The sequence below is a fragment of the Ulvibacter sp. 2305UL32-6 genome, from assembly GCF_058148545.1.
Genome location: NZ_JBYVKA010000002.1, coordinates 223,743 through 240,493, shown reverse-complemented (window position 1 = coordinate 240,493; position 16,751 = coordinate 223,743). Strand labels below are relative to the sequence as shown.

The 16,751-nt window shown below is 36.5% G+C and carries 13 protein-coding genes; 7 read left to right on the top strand and 6 right to left on the bottom strand.

Annotated features, from left to right (window positions below):
* The first annotated feature begins 178 nt into the window (after window positions 1-178).
* Window positions 179-2,209: a M13 family metallopeptidase gene (locus ACY2RU_RS06850; RefSeq protein ID WP_490137691.1), complete on the top strand. Its 2,031-nt coding sequence runs from the start codon at window positions 179-181 to the stop codon at window positions 2,207-2,209.
* Between the two features lie 18 nt (window positions 2,210-2,227).
* Here ACY2RU_RS06850 and ACY2RU_RS06845 read toward each other — a convergent pair whose 3' ends face one another.
* Window positions 2,228-2,833, bottom strand: a complete 606-nt coding sequence (locus tag ACY2RU_RS06845) for a hypothetical protein (RefSeq protein ID WP_490137690.1) — start codon at window positions 2,831-2,833, stop codon at window positions 2,228-2,230.
* Window positions 2,834-3,062: 229 nt separating this feature from the next.
* Between ACY2RU_RS06845 and ACY2RU_RS06840 the strand changes: the two genes are divergently transcribed.
* Both ACY2RU_RS06840 and ACY2RU_RS06835 read left to right on the top strand, forming a co-directional pair.
* Window positions 3,063-3,602 carry a CIA30 family protein gene (locus ACY2RU_RS06840; protein WP_490137689.1) on the top strand — a complete coding sequence of 180 codons (540 nt, stop codon included), beginning with the start codon at window positions 3,063-3,065 and terminating at the stop codon, window positions 3,600-3,602.
* Between the two features lie 65 nt (window positions 3,603-3,667).
* Window positions 3,668-4,165: a GreA/GreB family elongation factor gene (locus ACY2RU_RS06835; RefSeq protein WP_490137688.1), complete on the top strand. Its 498-nt coding sequence runs from the start codon at window positions 3,668-3,670 to the stop codon at window positions 4,163-4,165.
* Window positions 4,166-4,196: 31 nt separating this feature from the next.
* Here ACY2RU_RS06835 and ACY2RU_RS06830 read toward each other — a convergent pair whose 3' ends face one another.
* A complete protein-coding gene (locus ACY2RU_RS06830; protein WP_490137687.1) occupies window positions 4,197-6,038 on the bottom strand; it encodes an ABC transporter ATP-binding protein in 1,842 nt (613 codons plus the stop codon).
* 189 nt (window positions 6,039-6,227) lie between these two features.
* Between ACY2RU_RS06830 and ACY2RU_RS06825 the strand changes: the two genes are divergently transcribed.
* The 4 genes from ACY2RU_RS06825 to ACY2RU_RS06810 all read left to right on the top strand — a co-directional run bounded on the left by ACY2RU_RS06825 (window position 6,228) and on the right by ACY2RU_RS06810 (window position 9,704).
* On the top strand, window positions 6,228-6,419 hold the full coding sequence (locus ACY2RU_RS06825; RefSeq protein ID WP_490137686.1) for a cold-shock protein: 192 nt from the start codon (window positions 6,228-6,230) through the stop codon (window positions 6,417-6,419).
* Between the two features lie 121 nt (window positions 6,420-6,540).
* On the top strand, window positions 6,541-6,990 hold the full coding sequence (locus ACY2RU_RS06820) for a KTSC domain-containing protein (protein ID WP_490137685.1): 450 nt from the start codon (window positions 6,541-6,543) through the stop codon (window positions 6,988-6,990).
* Window positions 6,991-7,039: 49 nt separating this feature from the next.
* Window positions 7,040-8,383, top strand: a complete 1,344-nt coding sequence (locus tag ACY2RU_RS06815) for a DEAD/DEAH box helicase (protein ID WP_490137684.1) — start codon at window positions 7,040-7,042, stop codon at window positions 8,381-8,383.
* Between the two features lie 7 nt (window positions 8,384-8,390).
* A complete protein-coding gene (locus ACY2RU_RS06810) occupies window positions 8,391-9,704 on the top strand; it encodes a DEAD/DEAH box helicase (RefSeq protein WP_490137683.1) in 1,314 nt (437 codons plus the stop codon).
* An 18-nt stretch (window positions 9,705-9,722) separates the two neighbouring features.
* On the opposite strand, the gene ACY2RU_RS06805 is transcribed toward ACY2RU_RS06810, so the two are convergent.
* The 4 genes from ACY2RU_RS06805 to ACY2RU_RS06790 form a co-directional block, all read right to left on the bottom strand.
* On the bottom strand, window positions 9,723-10,136 hold the full coding sequence (locus ACY2RU_RS06805) for a response regulator (protein ID WP_490137682.1): 414 nt from the start codon (window positions 10,134-10,136) through the stop codon (window positions 9,723-9,725).
* Window positions 10,137-10,146: 10 nt separating this feature from the next.
* Complete coding sequence (locus ACY2RU_RS06800; protein WP_490137681.1) at window positions 10,147-14,088, bottom strand: PAS domain-containing sensor histidine kinase; 3,942 nt, start codon at window positions 14,086-14,088, stop codon at window positions 10,147-10,149.
* A 660-nt stretch (window positions 14,089-14,748) separates the two neighbouring features.
* Window positions 14,749-15,555: a type 1 glutamine amidotransferase domain-containing protein gene (locus tag ACY2RU_RS06795; protein WP_490137680.1), complete on the bottom strand. Its 807-nt coding sequence runs from the start codon at window positions 15,553-15,555 to the stop codon at window positions 14,749-14,751.
* Window positions 15,556-15,564: 9 nt separating this feature from the next.
* Window positions 15,565-16,725 carry an iron-containing alcohol dehydrogenase gene (locus ACY2RU_RS06790; RefSeq protein ID WP_490137679.1) on the bottom strand — a complete coding sequence of 387 codons (1,161 nt, stop codon included), beginning with the start codon at window positions 16,723-16,725 and terminating at the stop codon, window positions 15,565-15,567.
* Window positions 16,726-16,751: the final 26 nt, after the last annotated feature.

Sequence of the window (16,751 nt, the reverse complement as noted above, 5' to 3'; positions counted from 1 at the left end):
TGCTCTAAATGAATTAATGAGTAAATGTTGAATTAAAGACGCTCACCGAAGCTTCCAGTGCATTTAAGTTAGAGCGGACAGGCCGCTTGTGATTTTTGCTCTTTGCATATTTTGATCCCCTTGGTTTCTACATACTTTCTTATAATTCAATATCTTTGAGAAAACAACAACCCATCTTATGAAAAAAATCGTTTTCCTTTTGTTACTGACATTTGTATTGATTTCGTGCAAAAACGAACAAACATCCAATGAAACCAAAGACATTGCAAAGCATGAACCCGTCGTTTTTGATGGTATTGACCCATCAATCAAACCTGGTGACGATTTCTACCACCATGTAAATAAGGAATGGTATGACAACGCAGTTATTGAAGAAGATCAAATAGGCGTAGGGGCATATCGTTTTCTGAATATTCCACAACAAAAATTACTGCAAAACATTCTCGAAGAGGTTTCTGCAGAGCAACATCCAAAAGGGAGTATTGAACAGCAAGTAGGCGATTTCTATGCTTCGGGAATGGATACATTAAAAATAAACGAACGTGGAATGACACCTATTCAGCCTATCTTAGATAGAATCGATGCTATTGGTGATATTCCTTCGTTGATGGAGTTTGTAGCAACGCAGCTGATGTCGGGAGACCGCTCTATGATCAGTCCGTATATTTCTCCAGATCAGCAGAACAGCAGTATCAATATCTTACATTTTTCTCAGACAGGTTTGGGCTTACCCGATCGTGATTATTACTTCGGAACGGATCCATCAGTAGCTGAAATTCAGGACGCATATAAAACCTATCTCACTAGCTTGTTTGAGTTGACAGGCGCTTCCGAAGCAAAAAAACAAGCCGACATTGTATATGAGATCGAAAAAAAACTAGCCGAATCGCACAAAACTCGCATTGAGCGTAGAGTGATCACGGAGAACTACCACAAAATGGCTATTTCAGATCTGAATAAAAGTCAGAAGAATATAGGTTGGTCAACGATGTTGCAGCAGTTGGGAATGCAGGCAGATTCAGTAGATGTACGCCAACCAGCGTATTATGAAAAATTGAATACCATGCTAGCTTCCGTTCCATTGGAGGATTGGAAACTATATTTAAAAGCACATTCCATAAGTACACATGATGATATATTAAGCAAGCCTTTTCAAGATGCTTCTTTTGCCTATTCAAAAGTTTTGTCGGGTCAATCCGTGCAACAGCCACGAGCCAAGCTTATGGTGCGACGTGTGGATGGGCAGATCGGTTTTGCTTTAGGTCAATTGTATGTAAAGCGTTACTTTAATGAAGATGCTAAAAAACGTGCGTTATCATTGGTTAACAACTTTCAGAAAACCTTAGAAAAGCGTATTGAGCGTTTGGATTGGATGAGTGATAGTACCAAGGTAAAAGCGAAAGAGAAGTTGTTTGCTATTAGTAAAAAGATAGGGTATCCCGATGTTTGGAGAGAATACGACGTAAGCATTGATAGAGATCAGTTTTTTGAAAATGTTGTTGCTTTAAGGAAGAGCGAATACCAGTATGAATTAGCTCAGCTAAACAAAGCGCCCAATAGAGATGAATGGCATACAACACCTTCTACGGTGACTGCCTATTACAATCCGTCGTTAAACGAAATTGTATTCCCCGCGGGAATTCTACAATCGCCGTATTTTGATCTGTATGCCGATGATGCCGTGAATTATGGAGGTATTGGAATGGTGATTGGTCATGAATTTACTCACGCTTTTGATGATCAAGGCGCTCAATATGATAAAAACGGAAATGTAACCAATTGGTGGACGGAAGAAGATTATACCAAATTCAAGGCGAAAACTCAACAGATCATTGATCAATATAGCGGTTTTACCGTATTGGATAGTGTTCATTTAAAAGGCGCTTTGACAGTAGGAGAAAATACAGCCGATAATGGCGGAATTGCGATTGCATACGATGCTTTTAAAATGACTGAACAAGGTAAGGACACCACTAAAATTGGCGGTTATACGCCCGATCAACGTTTTTTTCTATCTATAGCGCGTATCTGGCGTGTTAAAACGCGGGATGCCTATTTACGAAACTATGTTGCTACAGACCCACATTCACCACCCGTTTGGCGTGTTAACGGTCCGTTGATGAACTTTACACCCTTTTATGAGGCTTTTGACGTTCAGCCGGGAGAAGTGAATTACAGAAGCGAAGAAGAGCGTATCAAGATCTGGTAGTGCTTACTATCAATGTTTTTAATTAGAATTGCAGCTATTCGGTTTTTTCTGAATAGTTGCTAGTTCTTTCCAAACCTCATGGTCTATAGTTTTGGGCGAAATGCGGAAAACAACAATCGCACGTTGCGTTGTCGCGCAAAAGGTTTGTTCTGCCAAAATATAGGTAGTTATCATTTTTCCGGTATGGAAACCATCAAAATACTTCATGCGCCCTTTAAACTGTTGCTTGGTGTTTTTATCTTCGGAAGGAAATAGAACCACTACGGGTTCGGGAAAGGCGGTAGCCCAATGGTTAGGCTTCATAAGACCGTCAAAATACTGTTCTAGGTTTTGTTCGATTTCCGAAGCAGAAAGTGCACTTGTACTTTTTATGTCCCAAGCAAGTACGTACGACCAAAACTGCGGACTCTCAAGGTCATTCCAACCGGGTGAGAATCGTAATTCTTCAAAACCTTCTATGTTCATATTAGGAGCCCAATCGACAGGAAGTTTAATAATCTCCTTTCCATAGGACGCATCTGCCGCTAAAATAGACAGATCCTTTAGGTCTTGACATAGCGCTGCGGTTGAGATAAGTAGCGTTATGTATAAAAGTGTAATGGTATTTGGGCGTTTTATAATCATGTTCGGTATATTTTAATATAGATACTTCGGTAATAATAGGCTAGTTCTGGCTTTTAACTGTCAAATAAATGTAAAAGAAGTGTCAAAAATGCGCTTCTCATAGAAAAGAGCTTGTGTTTTACACTACATATATCGCTTGTGAGTTGCTCTAGCAATGTTGAAATGATAAGATTAAGTTAATGATAGGATTATTTTGTTTAGTCCTTTGTAATTTTCTCTCAACCTTATTATGAAATTTATTTTATCCACCTTTTTAGTACTACTTTTTATGTCTCAAGAAGACCCTCTCGTTATTTGCGATTTTCAGAATCAAATAGGAACCGAAAATTGGTTTGTTGTCGATGATGGTGTTATGGGCGGACTCTCCCAAGGCGCATTACGGAAAAATGATTCAGGAAATGCACTATATACTGGCACCGTACGAACTGAGAATAACGGTGGCTTTTCGTCGATCCGTCATAATTTTGAATCTATAAATGTTTCAGATTATACGAAAGTCAAATTAAAGTTAAAAGGAGATGGTAAATCGTATCAATTCAGAATAAAAGAAGACCGCTCTCAACAATATTCTTACATCCAAGCCTTTCAAACAGCGGGAGATTGGGAAACGATCGAGATTTCACTTGCTACATGCTATCCTAGCTTTCGAGGGGTTAAATTAAAGATGCCAAACTATAGTGGTGAATTGATGGAGGAAATTGCGATCCTTATAGGAAACAAAACCAAAGAATCTTTCTCGTTGGAAATAGAAAAGATAACACTTGAGTAAGTAAAATAGATTGAGGTACAAGTAATGGTTCTTTCAGAATACATAATTATTAGAAAATTTTAAAAATGAGTAGGGGATTTGTAAAAGAAGATGATCAAGAAGAAGCACCCATAATTCCACCAAGGGCGGCTTTGCCTGACGGTGTAACTAATTATGTCACACCTGTAGGAATGGAACAATTGCTAAACGAGCGAAAGAGCCTCGAATTGGCGATGGCCAACCTATCTGTAACTGAAGAGCAACAGCGTCGCAGGGATCTAGCGTTATTGAATGGAAAGTTAAATTTACTACAAGAGCGTATTGCCTCAGCGCGTATCTTAGAGCTTAAAAGTCAGGCGTCAAATGAAATTAGGTTTGGTGCTACAGTACAGTTAAAGATGAATAATCTGTTACAAACATTCCAGATTGTGGGCGTCGATGAGGCTGATGTTGCGCAAAAGAAAATTGCTTTTGTAGCACCTATTGCTCGCTCGATCACAGGGGGTAAGGTAGGCGACTTTATTGATTTCAAACTAGGCGATGAGATTCGAAAAATTGAAATCTTACAAATTGATTATCATTAACGGTTTCAATAATGAGAAACACTGCGAATTGTTATTGCCGGTAGCCCTCGGCTTGTAAATCGAACAGTTTATAGTACAATTGTTTGTTTTCCATCAACTCTTCATGACTACCGCGTTCTAAGATCTTTCCTTTTTCCAATACCAATATCCTGTCGGCCATACGCACCGTCGAAAACCGGTGAGAGATAATAATGCTTGTTTTTCCTTCCGTAAGGCCCATAAAACGTTGAAAAACATCGTATTCAGCTTCGGCATCTAGGGCTGAAGTAGGTTCGTCGAGTATGATCACGGGCGCTTTCGACATATAAGCTCTGGCAAGCGCAATTTTTTGCCATTGACCGCCCGATAATTCGGTTCCAGATCTAAAACGTTTTCCGAGTTCTTGCTCATAGCCTTTTTCAAGGGTATCAATAACACTATCTGCCAAACTCAGTGAGGCTGCATCCTTTATCTTTTCTAGGTTTTGTTTGTCCTCTATATTACCAACAGCTATATTTATTTTGGCTGTAAGATAGTAGCGAACAAAATCCTGGAAGATCGCTCCAAACATCTGTTGGTATTGTGCTTTATCATAATGCCGAATATCAACACCATCGAGCAGAATTTTACCTTCGGAAGGCTCATAGAACCGAAGTAGAATTTTTATTAGAGTTGTTTTTCCTGAACCATTTTTACCTACGAGTGCTAATTTTTCTCCTTTCTTGAGTTTGAATGAAATATTACTAAAAACGGCTTGCGTACTTTTCGGGTAGTGAAATGAAACGTTTACAAATTCAAAACCTTCTTTAATATCCTTCGGAAGTGGATATATTTCAAAATCACTCGTATGATGGAATTCCATATCGATAAACTCGAAGTAATCTTTAAGGTACAGCGCGTTTTCATTAATCTGTGTAAAGCGTGAAAATATGGCTTCAATTTGCTTTCGCAGCCTATTGAAAGACCCCGCTAGAAAAGTAAGTTCTCCAATTGTAATGATTACAACAGCGGCTTTTATTGCAATAAATACATAGGCGCCATAGTATGCTAGATCACTTATGATGTGAAATATGGCTCCCAAATAGGTTCGTTTTACTGCCAGCTTTTTATTTTCATCATAAAACTTGTCGGCTATCCGAGAAAAACTATCACTTATAAAATCGGCTAAACCAAATAGTTTGATTTCCTTAGCGGTGACATCACTCGCTCCAAGCAAGCGCATATAATCTAATTCACGTCGTTCGGGGGTCATTCTACTTTGCAGCTTATAATTTTCTTTACTGAATTTCATCTCATTGATAAACGAAGGGATCACCGAGAGGACCACCAGAATAATCAAAATAGGGTAGAAGTAAAGCAATGCTGAAACTAAGGTTACGATGGTGATGAGGTCTTGCACCTGCGAAAGCACAGTTGATAGTAGTGTTACTCGGTTGGTTGTTTGTCTACGCGCACGTTCTAGTTTATCGTAAAATTCGGAGTCCTCCAGATCTGAGATCTCAACCCGGGCAGTTTTTTGTATGAGATCAATAGAGGAGGTATTTCCGTAGCGTGTTCCTATTAATGTGTCAGTTAGTGAGATGAGCCTTCCGGAGATATCATTTAAAATGACCAAACCAATTTCGAGACCAATAAGTTGAAATAATAATGTATAATCATTTACCGGAACTTTAGTCAGCGCGATGATCTCATCAATGATCTCTTTCCCTACCCATAATAGTAGCACGGGAAAAATAGAGCTCAACAACCTTAAAATTAAATTGGCAATAAAGAGTTTAGGGCTACTTTTATAAACTAATCTAAAAAATCGAGGAAGATATTTTAAGGAAACAAAGGACTGAAACCACTTTTTAATAGGGTTTTTTGACTCTTTTTCTTTTTTTGGTTGTTGCAATTGTCAGTAAATTAGGGAAATTTGACTATAAAGGTAGTTCAAAAAAACAGAGCACGATAGCCTTGTAGCCCACTAAGCGAACGGGAATTAGTAAATAAAAGAATAATAAAGAAGATAAAAGCTTATAATGTAAATTAATGGCACCATCTTTGCCTAGTAATAAGTATTAATAAATTAAATTATAGTAAAATGAGTAAAGGAACAGTAAAATTTTTCAACGACACTAAAGGTTTTGGATTCATCACTGAAGAAGGAGTTGAAAAAGATCACTTCGTACACATTTCTGGATTGATCGATGAGATCAGAGAAGGCGATGAGGTTACATTTGACCTACAAGAAGGAAATAAAGGATTAAACGCGGTTAACGTAAAGTTAAGCTAAACATATACACCTATATTTTTTAAGGAGAGTCCGTCATTATTGACGGACTTTTTTATTGCCTAATTTTCAGAAGATATCCATTAAAAAGAGGTAGTTTCGCGCCAAAATAAAAGTCCTGATTATGAAGCGAATACACGAGTATAAAAAACTATTTGGAGTAGAGAAAGAAATTGATCTTAAACTACTTAAAAAAAGCTACCGCGACTTGGTCAAAGAGTGGCATCCAGATAAATTCCAAGAAGGGGACTCGCTTCAGGAAGAAGCAGAAATACAAAGCCGAAAAATAATTGACGGCTATCATTTTTTGGTGAGTATGGCCCCCGAAACCAAAGAAAAAAACCTTCCACACTACAAAGAAACCATTGCAAATGCTGCTATTGCAGATTACCAGCACAAAGGATTATTACTTGAGATCACTTTTACCGACGGAAGCACCTATGAATATTTCGGCGTGACTAAGCCTGTTTATATCAAAATGGTTAATGCCGGCAACCTCAATCGTTTTGCAAAGCGCACCATTTATCCTAAGTATACGTACCGAAAGACCAAACGGACTCTTCAGGAAGCTTAACAGAAGCCTTACTTTTGCATATTATGGAGCAATACTAAATTAATGTACTATGAATACTACTTTTAAGGATCTTGACATAGCAGCTTTTTTGATAAAAGCATTAAAAGCAGCAAATATCACAACGCCTACATCCATTCAGGAGAAAGTGATCCCTGTGGTTTTAAACCAAAAAGAGGATGTAGTGGCATTGGCAAAGACAGGTACAGGTAAAACTGCGGCTTTCGGACTTCCATTATTGCAATTGGTTGATTCAGAAAACACGGATATTCAGGTGGTTGTTTTAGCTCCAACGAGGGAACTCGGACAACAAATTTTTAAAAATTTAAGTGATTTCGCAGTACATAAACCTGAAATCTCGATTGCTTCTATTTGCGGTGGAATTCCTATAAAACCTCAAATTGAGCGGTTAAAAGAGGATACGCATATCATTGTTGCCACGCCAGGACGACTTATTGATCTTTTGCAACGCAAAGCCATAGATATTACAAAAACGAAATATTTGGTTCTTGATGAAGCAGATGAAATGATTTCCATTTTAAAGGAAGGATTAGATATTATCGTTAAAGAACTTCCTAAAACTAGAAGAACCTTTCTTTTTACAGCTACCATGCCTGGTACGATCAAGCAGCTTGTTCAGAATTATTTATCAAAGCATGTTGTGCATATCGAAGCAGATATGGCTACCATTGGGCATCAAGGAATTGATCACCAATACGTTGTAGTAGAACCTATTGAAAAATTAGAGGTGTTAATGCATTTTTTAAACACCAAAGCTGGACAACGTGGAATTATTTTTTGTAAAACAAAAGCTGCGGTCAATAAACTCGCAAAGAATCTCGCTATAAATAAGTTCTCTTCAGGAGCCTTACACGGTAGCTTAACCCAGGGCATTCGAGACCGCGTGATGGGACAGTTTCGCGAAGGAAATATCAATATCTTAGTCGCAACTGATCTTGCCGCTCGAGGTATTGATGTAAAAGAGATAGAATATGTAGTGCAGTACCATTTGCCTGATACTTACGATGCTTACGTGCACAGAAGTGGGCGGACGGCGCGAGCAGGAGCAAAAGGACTTTCCTTGAGTGTGATCCAAGAGGATGAAGTAGCTGATCTTCCGGATCTAGAAAATGAATTGGGAATTACTTTTTCTGAAATGCCCAAAGCAAATGCGGTAGCGATAGAAGAGAATAACGCAATCTTATGGGCGCGAAAAATTTTTAAAACGAAGCCAAATAGAGCTATTTCCGAAGAATGCAAAACAAATGTCAAAACTATCTTTCATCACCTCACTAAGGATGAATTGATCGAAAAGATCTTAGCAGATCACTTAGACCAAAGTATCATATCTGAGAAGGTAGCAACGACAAAAAAGAAGAAGCCTAAAAAGAAGTAGAATCAGGATGGCAAATACATTAAAATCACAAAAAGATATTTTAGCAAAATTAGGGATCGAGACCTTGAATCCGATGCAGGAAGAAGCACTTCTGGCAATCTCTTCTACCGAAAACACCGTTTTGTTATCACCTACAGGAACGGGTAAAACCGTTGCTTTTTTATTGCCTACCCTCAAGGCTTTGGATGTTAATTGCGACAATGTACAGCTACTTATTTTAGTTCCTTCACGTGAACTAGCCATACAGATAGAGCAAGTTATTAGAGAAATGGGTACTGGTTTTAAGGCTAATGCGGTATATGGCGGAAGACCTTTTTCAAAAGACAAAGTTGACTTAGTACATACACCGGCTATTCTTATTGGAACACCCGGTCGTATTGCTGAACATTTAAGGCGCGAAACTTTTTCCGTAGAAGATATTACGACACTTGTGCTAGATGAGTTTGATAAATCTTTAGAGATCGGTTTTGAAGGCGAAATGCGCGAAATTATATCCTATCTCCCAAATATTGAGAAAAGAGTCTTAACGTCGGCTACACAAGGAATAGAAATTCCTAGTTTTGCTCAGGTTCAAAACCCTTTGATTATAGATCACTTAGGAACCAAAACCTCTAATTTGGCTATTAAGAAGGTGGTTTCGCCAGAAAAAGACAAGTTGCAAACCTTGGTGGATCTTATTCATCATATTGGAAATCAACCAGGGATCATCTTTTGTAATTATAAAGATACAATTCAGTTTGTGAGCTCTTTTCTAGAAGAAAATAATATTCCACATGGCTTATTTTACGGTGGTTTAGAGCAGATCGATCGAGAACGCGCCCTCATCAAATTTAGAAACGGAACACACCAAATTATTATTGCTACAGATTTAGCGGCACGCGGACTCGATATTCCGGAATTAAATTTTATTATACACTATCAATTGCCCTTTAAAGCTGAAGAATTCACACATCGCAACGGTAGAACCGCTCGAATGAATGCAGCGGGAACAGCATATGTGTTGCAATGGGAGAAAGAAAGAACACCTGATTTTATTACTACTTCGGAAATTTTAAAATTTCAGAAGAAATCGACAAAAATTCAACCTGAATGGGCGACGCTGTATATTTCAGGTGGTCGAAAAGATAAGATATCAAAAGGAGATATTGCGGGGCTACTTATTAAACAAGGGAATTTGGCTGGTGATGAAGTAGGGGTAATTGAACTTAAGCAAGACTGTGCTTTTGTAGCAGTACCTCGCGATAGGGTGGAGAGTGTTATTGCGAGAACCAATAACTCACGCCTTAAAAAGCGAAAGGTTAGAATTACAAAATTAGAATAATCTTGGAAAGCAGTCGATCTAATTTTTATTGTCCTGAAATGAGCTAACTATCGAGATCAACTCTCCTGGTTTAATAGGTTTAATAATATAATCTGATATTTCAGAAATTCTTTTGGCTCTATCTATATCTTTACCATCTACTGATGACGATACCATATAAATAAGGATCTTCTTTCCAACTCTAGGTTTGATTTTTATGTACTCTTCCATAAATTGAAAACCATCCATTATTGGCATATTAATATCCAATAATATGATATCAGGGAGGTTTTCGCTATGATCAAGGTTTCTAATAAGAAAATCTAAAGCTTCTTCTCCGTCAGAAAAAACCATGATTTCTTTGGCTAAGTCATGTGCCTTAATTGTTTTTGAAATAGTGTATTGATAAATACTATCATCGTCAATCACACAGATGTTATATTGATTTTTCATGAATTTCAAATTAAAAAATTATTATAAAAGTAGAACCCTTATCTTCTTCACTAATCGCAGTGATAGTTCCTCCCATGGTTTCTATTTGAATCTTGGTTAAATACAATCCCACACCTTTGGCTTCGGGATGTCTATGAAACGTTTTGTACAAGCCAAATAATTTATGACCATTCTTTTTTAGGTCGATACCTAATCCATTGTCTTGAAATGTAAGCTTAATTCTATCACCTACATATTCTGTTTTAATATGTAATTCTGGATTTCGATTAGGGGATCGATATTTTAAAGCATTCGTTACTAAGTTAAGAAAAATACTTTCTAAATAGGTTTTATGATATTCAATTTTAGGAATTTTTGAGAAATCACTCGTTATTATTGCATTTGTTTTAATGATTTGACCTGTAATGATTTCTTTTGTTTTACTTAAAACTTCTTCAAAATCCATTAATTCAAGCGATTTTGCTCCTTCTTTTTTAGTTTTTAAGGCTTCAATTAAAGTATTTAAAGTAGAGGTTAAGTGACCAATAACCACCTCGAATTTATCAAATAGTAGTTTTCGTTCCTCTTCGCTTTCTGAAAGTTTATACAAATGAAGAAGGGCATTTAAATTACTTACGGGGGAACGTAAGTTGTGAGAAGTAATATGAGCAAAATTAGCCAATTGCTCATTTTGTCCAGAAAGATGGTGTGTTAAAACTTCTAATTTTTCCTTTGCTTGGATAATTTTATTTTGCGCGATTTTTTGATCTGTAATATCTCGTATTGCTGCCGAAACCAATAAGCCTTCTTCTGTTCGAAGTGGACTTAGGCTTATTTGGATTGGAATTTCTTTTCCGTCTTTATTTATACCGAATAATTCTTTTTCTTGTCCAACACCCATAGCCCTAACCTTAGGATTGGCAAAAAAGCCTGACCGATGTCCTTTATGATTACCAGTATAGCGTTTTGGAATAAGAGTTTCAACAGATTTTTCTAACAATTCCACCGCGGTATAACCAAATAGTTTTTCGGCTTGCTTATTTATTAATTGAATTTTTCCTTTATCATTTACAATTACCATGGCATCTGGAGCAGATTCTAGCAGCCCTCTAAATTTATTTTCCGCCATTTTTTGCTCCGTTACATCTTGGCAAGTACCAATCATTTCTATTACTTCTCCTTTATCATTGGTAAAGACCTCCCCTAAAAGCTGAATAGTTTTAGTTTTGCCATTAGTTATAATGCGATGTGCAAAGTTTTCAAATCCCTTGCCCTCAGTGGCATTAGTAAAATGTTCGGTAACAAGGTCTTTGTCATCGGGATGAACAAAACTAAAATATGTATCGAAACTTAAATCATCTATCTCCTTATCTAGATTGAAGATATTGTATAGATTATGAGACCATCGAACTTCATCAGCAACAATATTCCATTGCCAATTTCCCATTAGCGTAATCTCTTCGGCAAAATTTAATAGCTGATTTTTCCGTAGTAATTCGGTCTCAGCTAATTTTTGTGTTGTAATATCACGTATTGCCGCAGATACTAATAAACCTTCTTCGGTTTGTAATGGGCTAAAACTAATTTGTACTGGAATTTCTTTTCCGTTTTTATTCAATCCAACAGATTCCTTTGCGTCATTTATTACTTTAATTTTGAGGTCGGTATTGTTGAATCGCTCTGGAATGAGAATGTCTACTTGCTCTCCGACTAATTCTTCTGCGGAATATCCAAATAATTTTTCTGCTTGTTTGTTTATAAGTTGAATCTCTCTTCTTTCATTCACAATTACCATGGCATCAGGGGCCGATTCTAAAAGACCTCTAAATTTATTTTCTGCCATTTGTTGTTGGGTAATATCTTGGCAGGTACCAACAATCTCAGAAATCTTCCCGTCGCTATCGGGACTAACTACTGCTAATAGACGTATCGTTTTTATAGTACCGTCTTTTAGCTTGATACGATGGATTATATCGTTTAACAATTTGCCATTAATAGACTCTTGTACATTCTTATTTATTCTAACTTTATCTTCTGGGTGTACGAAATCAAAGTAGGTGTCAATAGTTAAATCTGTATTTTCTTTGACATCAAAAATTTTATAAAGATTGGTAGACCATTTTAGTTTATTGGTAGTTAAATCCCATTGCCAATTCCCCATCATAGAAATCTCCTCGGCAAAATTTAATAGTTGATTTTTCTTTAATAGCTCATCTTTAGTCTTTTTCCTTTCTGTGATATCAAAAGAAACTCCTAAAAAGCCTATTTTCTCACCTACTTCATTTTTAATGGCAGTTAAAGTTAACTGTACAGGAAAGGTAGAACCATCTTTTCGTCGATACGTCCACTCACGAGTATCATGTTGATTGTTTTTTGATAATGCCGAATAAGGATCAAACCCCTTCGGATCTGCATCATACATGGCTGCGATGTCAATTCTGAATTTGTCTAGTTCTTCTTCAATATGATAACACTCAGGAGCTTTTAGTCCGATCATTTCCGCAGCGGAATAACCTAATAAAAGTTCTGCACCATAATTAAAATGATTGATTATACCATTATTATCGGTCGAAACTAATGCGATTGGCCCAGAATTAAAGATTGCTTGTAATTCTGAATGTGCTTTATCTAAAGCCAATTGAGAACGTTTCATCTTATCAATATCTTGAAACACTCCAAAAAGTCGCGTACATTTTCCTTCTTCCATTTCGGCTTGTCCAATAGCGCGGGTCCAAATTTCGGCACCTTTTGCAGTAATAAGCTCTACTTCCACATCATAAGCGGTACCGTGATCTATGGCTTCTTGAACAGCTTTTTTGATCGTCTCTCTACTTTTTCCTTCCTTATAAAAATTAATGCCAGTTTCTAAATTGGGCAAATATCCTTCGGGTACTTCATGTATATCGCAAACTATTTTGCTCCAAAAAACTTTATTTTTTACTAGATCAAGCTCCCAAGTGCCTATTCGTGCTACTTCATTTGTTTTATATAAAATTTCTTCAATGCGTTTCTTTTCTTCCTCTTTTTCTTTGATATGTGTTATGTCACCAGTGTGCATTAAAAGTCCGCCAATATTGTCTTCTGAGATATACCAGGGCCGTACATCCCAGTAGATCCATTGAACCGATCCATCATCACGTTCAAAAGGGGCTTCGTCACAGACATCTATTGCTCCTTTCAGGCATTTTTGATGATTTTCTTTCCAGTCATCGCCTATTTCAGGAAAGAGATCATAGTGAGAACGACCAATAATTTCTTGTCCTTCCATTTTATAGTCAGTTATCCATCGCTGCGAAACAGCTATATAGCACATATTATTATCAAGCATTGCAATCGCTGTAGGTGCTTGCTCAATAAAAATTCTGTTGTGAGCTTCTTTGGTTTCTAAATCGGTTTTGAGCTTTTTAAGCTCTAACATGCTCGACGTTAATTTGCTTTCGGAAATAGCTAATTCATTATTAGACAATAAGAGGGCATTACTTTTTTTAAAGAGCTGCTTTAATGCTGGTACTAGAATAAATAAAAATTGACCTATTAATATGATTGCAGCTATTATGGCAAGTAAGTAGGCGGTACTTCTTAAAGCGTCAATATTTTTTTCGGCAGCTTTTTGATATTCTAGGACTGCAGCCTGCATAGTCAAGAAATAAGGCGATTCCGTTTCTGCGATAATGTTTACATCTTTTCTAATTAAGTCTGAATGAGGATTATCTATGATGTATTTACTAGAAGTTACAATTGTTTTTAAATATGTCTCACTGATTTTAAGCAAAGAGTCTAAGGTATTATTATCGCCATTTTTCTTGTTTATTGAGTAGAGATAATTATGTGAGTTTTCAAACTCTTCAACAAGTGTTTTTAAGGAGCTTATTGAGTCTGGATTTATGGTTTGATTTATGTTATTATCAAAAGAAAATACCAAACCAGTAATGCTCTCGCTTAGCATACATTGTTCAGATGCTTTATTAATCAATAAAGCAGTCTGTTTTTGAGCATTAACATTTTTTTGGATAATAATTAAACCCGAAACAATTATTATTATAATAGTAATTATAAATAATAAATACCTCTGTTTAATAGATTTAGTGAGGTCCTTCATAAAACATCAATTAACTAATATGTTTCAGCAAATAAAACATGTTTTATGAAAATAGAATATGTCTTGATTAAGTAGGGGCTTTGTTCAATCATTTGGGATTATAATTTACTAAATTAAGGTTTGTTTGTTTTAGATTTTACTCAAATAACTCAGGGATGAACGATAAAATAATCATGATTAAACATGGAAAATTACCTTAACTACTCATTATAAGCTAGTTATGCTTGATCTGTTGTTTTTTAAAACGGGGATTTTTTAAATATATTAAATTCATGCCAAATATAAGGTACTTTTTTTCTGTTTTGATTAAGAATTTAGTAGAATTATTATTAAATGATTGCATTAAATGCATATAGAATAGTAGCTGTTGTCTCCAATTTCTTTACGAATTTTAGTGTGTAACACATAAAATAGTTCGCATAGACTATAGACCATTTTTTCAATGTTTTTCTTAAAACTATGGTTTTACAATGTTACTTAAAACAAAAAAGGTTGTCCATTACAGACAACCTTTTTTCAATAGTTTGATTTAAACTACTTCAAACTTTCGTATAATTTTTCAGCAACCAATTCAGAGGAAGCAGGGTTTTGTCCTGTAATTAAATTTCCGTCTTGAATCGCATAGGCTTCCCAGTCGTCTTTTTTAGAATAGATCCCACCATTTGCGCGCAACATATCTTCAACTAAAAAAGGAACAATATCTGTTAATTGTACAGCAGCTTCTTCAGTATTAGTAAATCCAGTTACTCTTTTACCTTGTACTAAAAGGGTTCCGTCATTATTTTTAACGCTTTTTAAGGCAGCAGGAGCATGACATACAAAGGCAATCGGCTTTTCTTGCATATTAAATTTCTCTATTAACGCAATTGAAGTTGGATCATTGGCTAGATCCCATAAAGGGCCATGTCCGCCTGGATAAAATACCGCATCAAAATCATCTGGATTCATGTCTGATAATACTTTGGTATTTGCGATTCTTTCTTTTGCTTCGGCATCTTTATCAAAGCGTTTTGTTGCTTCGGTAGCAGCGTCTGGCGAGTCACTTCTTGGATCAATGGGAGCAGGTCCTCCTTTGGGTGTAGCAATAGTGATATGCGCTCCTTTATCTAATAATGTATAATACGGATTTGCAAATTCTTCTACCCAAAACCCTGTTTTTTCTCCTGTATCGCCTAATTGATCATGTGACGTTAAAACAAATAATATTTTCATTTCTTTTTCTTTTTTAATTTCTGTGTTTTCTTCGGAAATGCTTTCTGAAGGTGTTTCATTTTTTGATTCCTTACAACTAGAAGCTGTAATAATGGTAAGCGCTATGGCTAATGTTTGTAGTATTTTCATATGTCTAAATTAATATGCCATTTTTACAATTTTTTCAACTTTATCTGGTGACAATGACTGATGTTCACCTAATCCTAACCAACCACGATCAGTAAACCGTTTCGATATTTTTTCGGCAGTTCCTTCATACTCTTTGGTGTAATCGGATAGCTTTGTATCAATTCCTAACTCATGGAAAAAAGCTTCTGTTTTTTCGATCGCCGCGTACGCTTTATCGTCTGTACTTCCTTCAGTAATACCCCAAACTCGTTCTGCGTATTGGGCTAATTTTTCTTTTTTAGCTTCGAAGTTAAATTTGTAGTGACTCGGAGCAATAACGGCTAGGGTACGGGCGTGATCAATTCCGAATAAAGCGGTAAGTTCATGACCCATAGCGTGAACAGCCCAATCGGTTGGAACTCCTTTTTGTATCAGTCCGTTTAAAGCCATGGTACAACTCCACATAAAATTGGATGCTGCTTTATAATCGGTAGGGTCTCTTAATACTTTTGGTGCAACCTCAATAAGTGTTTGCAGAATACTTTCAGCAAAGCGATCTTGTAATAAAGCTCCAATTGGATAGGTCATATATTGCTCTAATACATGTGTAAAAGCGTCTGTAATTCCATTGGCTAGTTGACGTTCTGGAATAGAAGTGATGACCTGTGGATCTAATATTGAAAACTCAGGAAACAAACCTGGTCCGCCCATTGCTAGCTTCTCACCAGTTTCCTTTCTTGTAATTACCGCTCCCGAATTCATTTCAGAACCTGTTGCGGGTAATGTTAGCACGGTACCAAAGGGTAAGCCTTTTTCAGTTTTAATATTATCGGTTAAAATATCCCAAGGCGTAGATCCTGTGAATAAAGCTGCAGCCGATAAAAATTTGGTACCATCAATTACGGAACCGCCACCCACAGCCAATAAATAGGTTATGTTCTCTGTTTTAATGATTTCTAAAGCCTTCATTAAAACGGCGTATTCGGGATTAGCAGGAATACCGCCAAATTCAATGACCGATACGTTTGCTAAGGCTGTTTTTACCTGATCGTATATTCCGTTTTTCTTGATACTCCCTCCACCGTATAACAATAATACTTTGGCATCTGAAGGAATTTCATCAGTTAATTTTTCTATGGTATCCTTTCCAAAAATAATTTTAGTCGGATTTTTAAATTCAAAATTGTTCATCTTCTTTTTCTTTTTTTAGTTTGTTT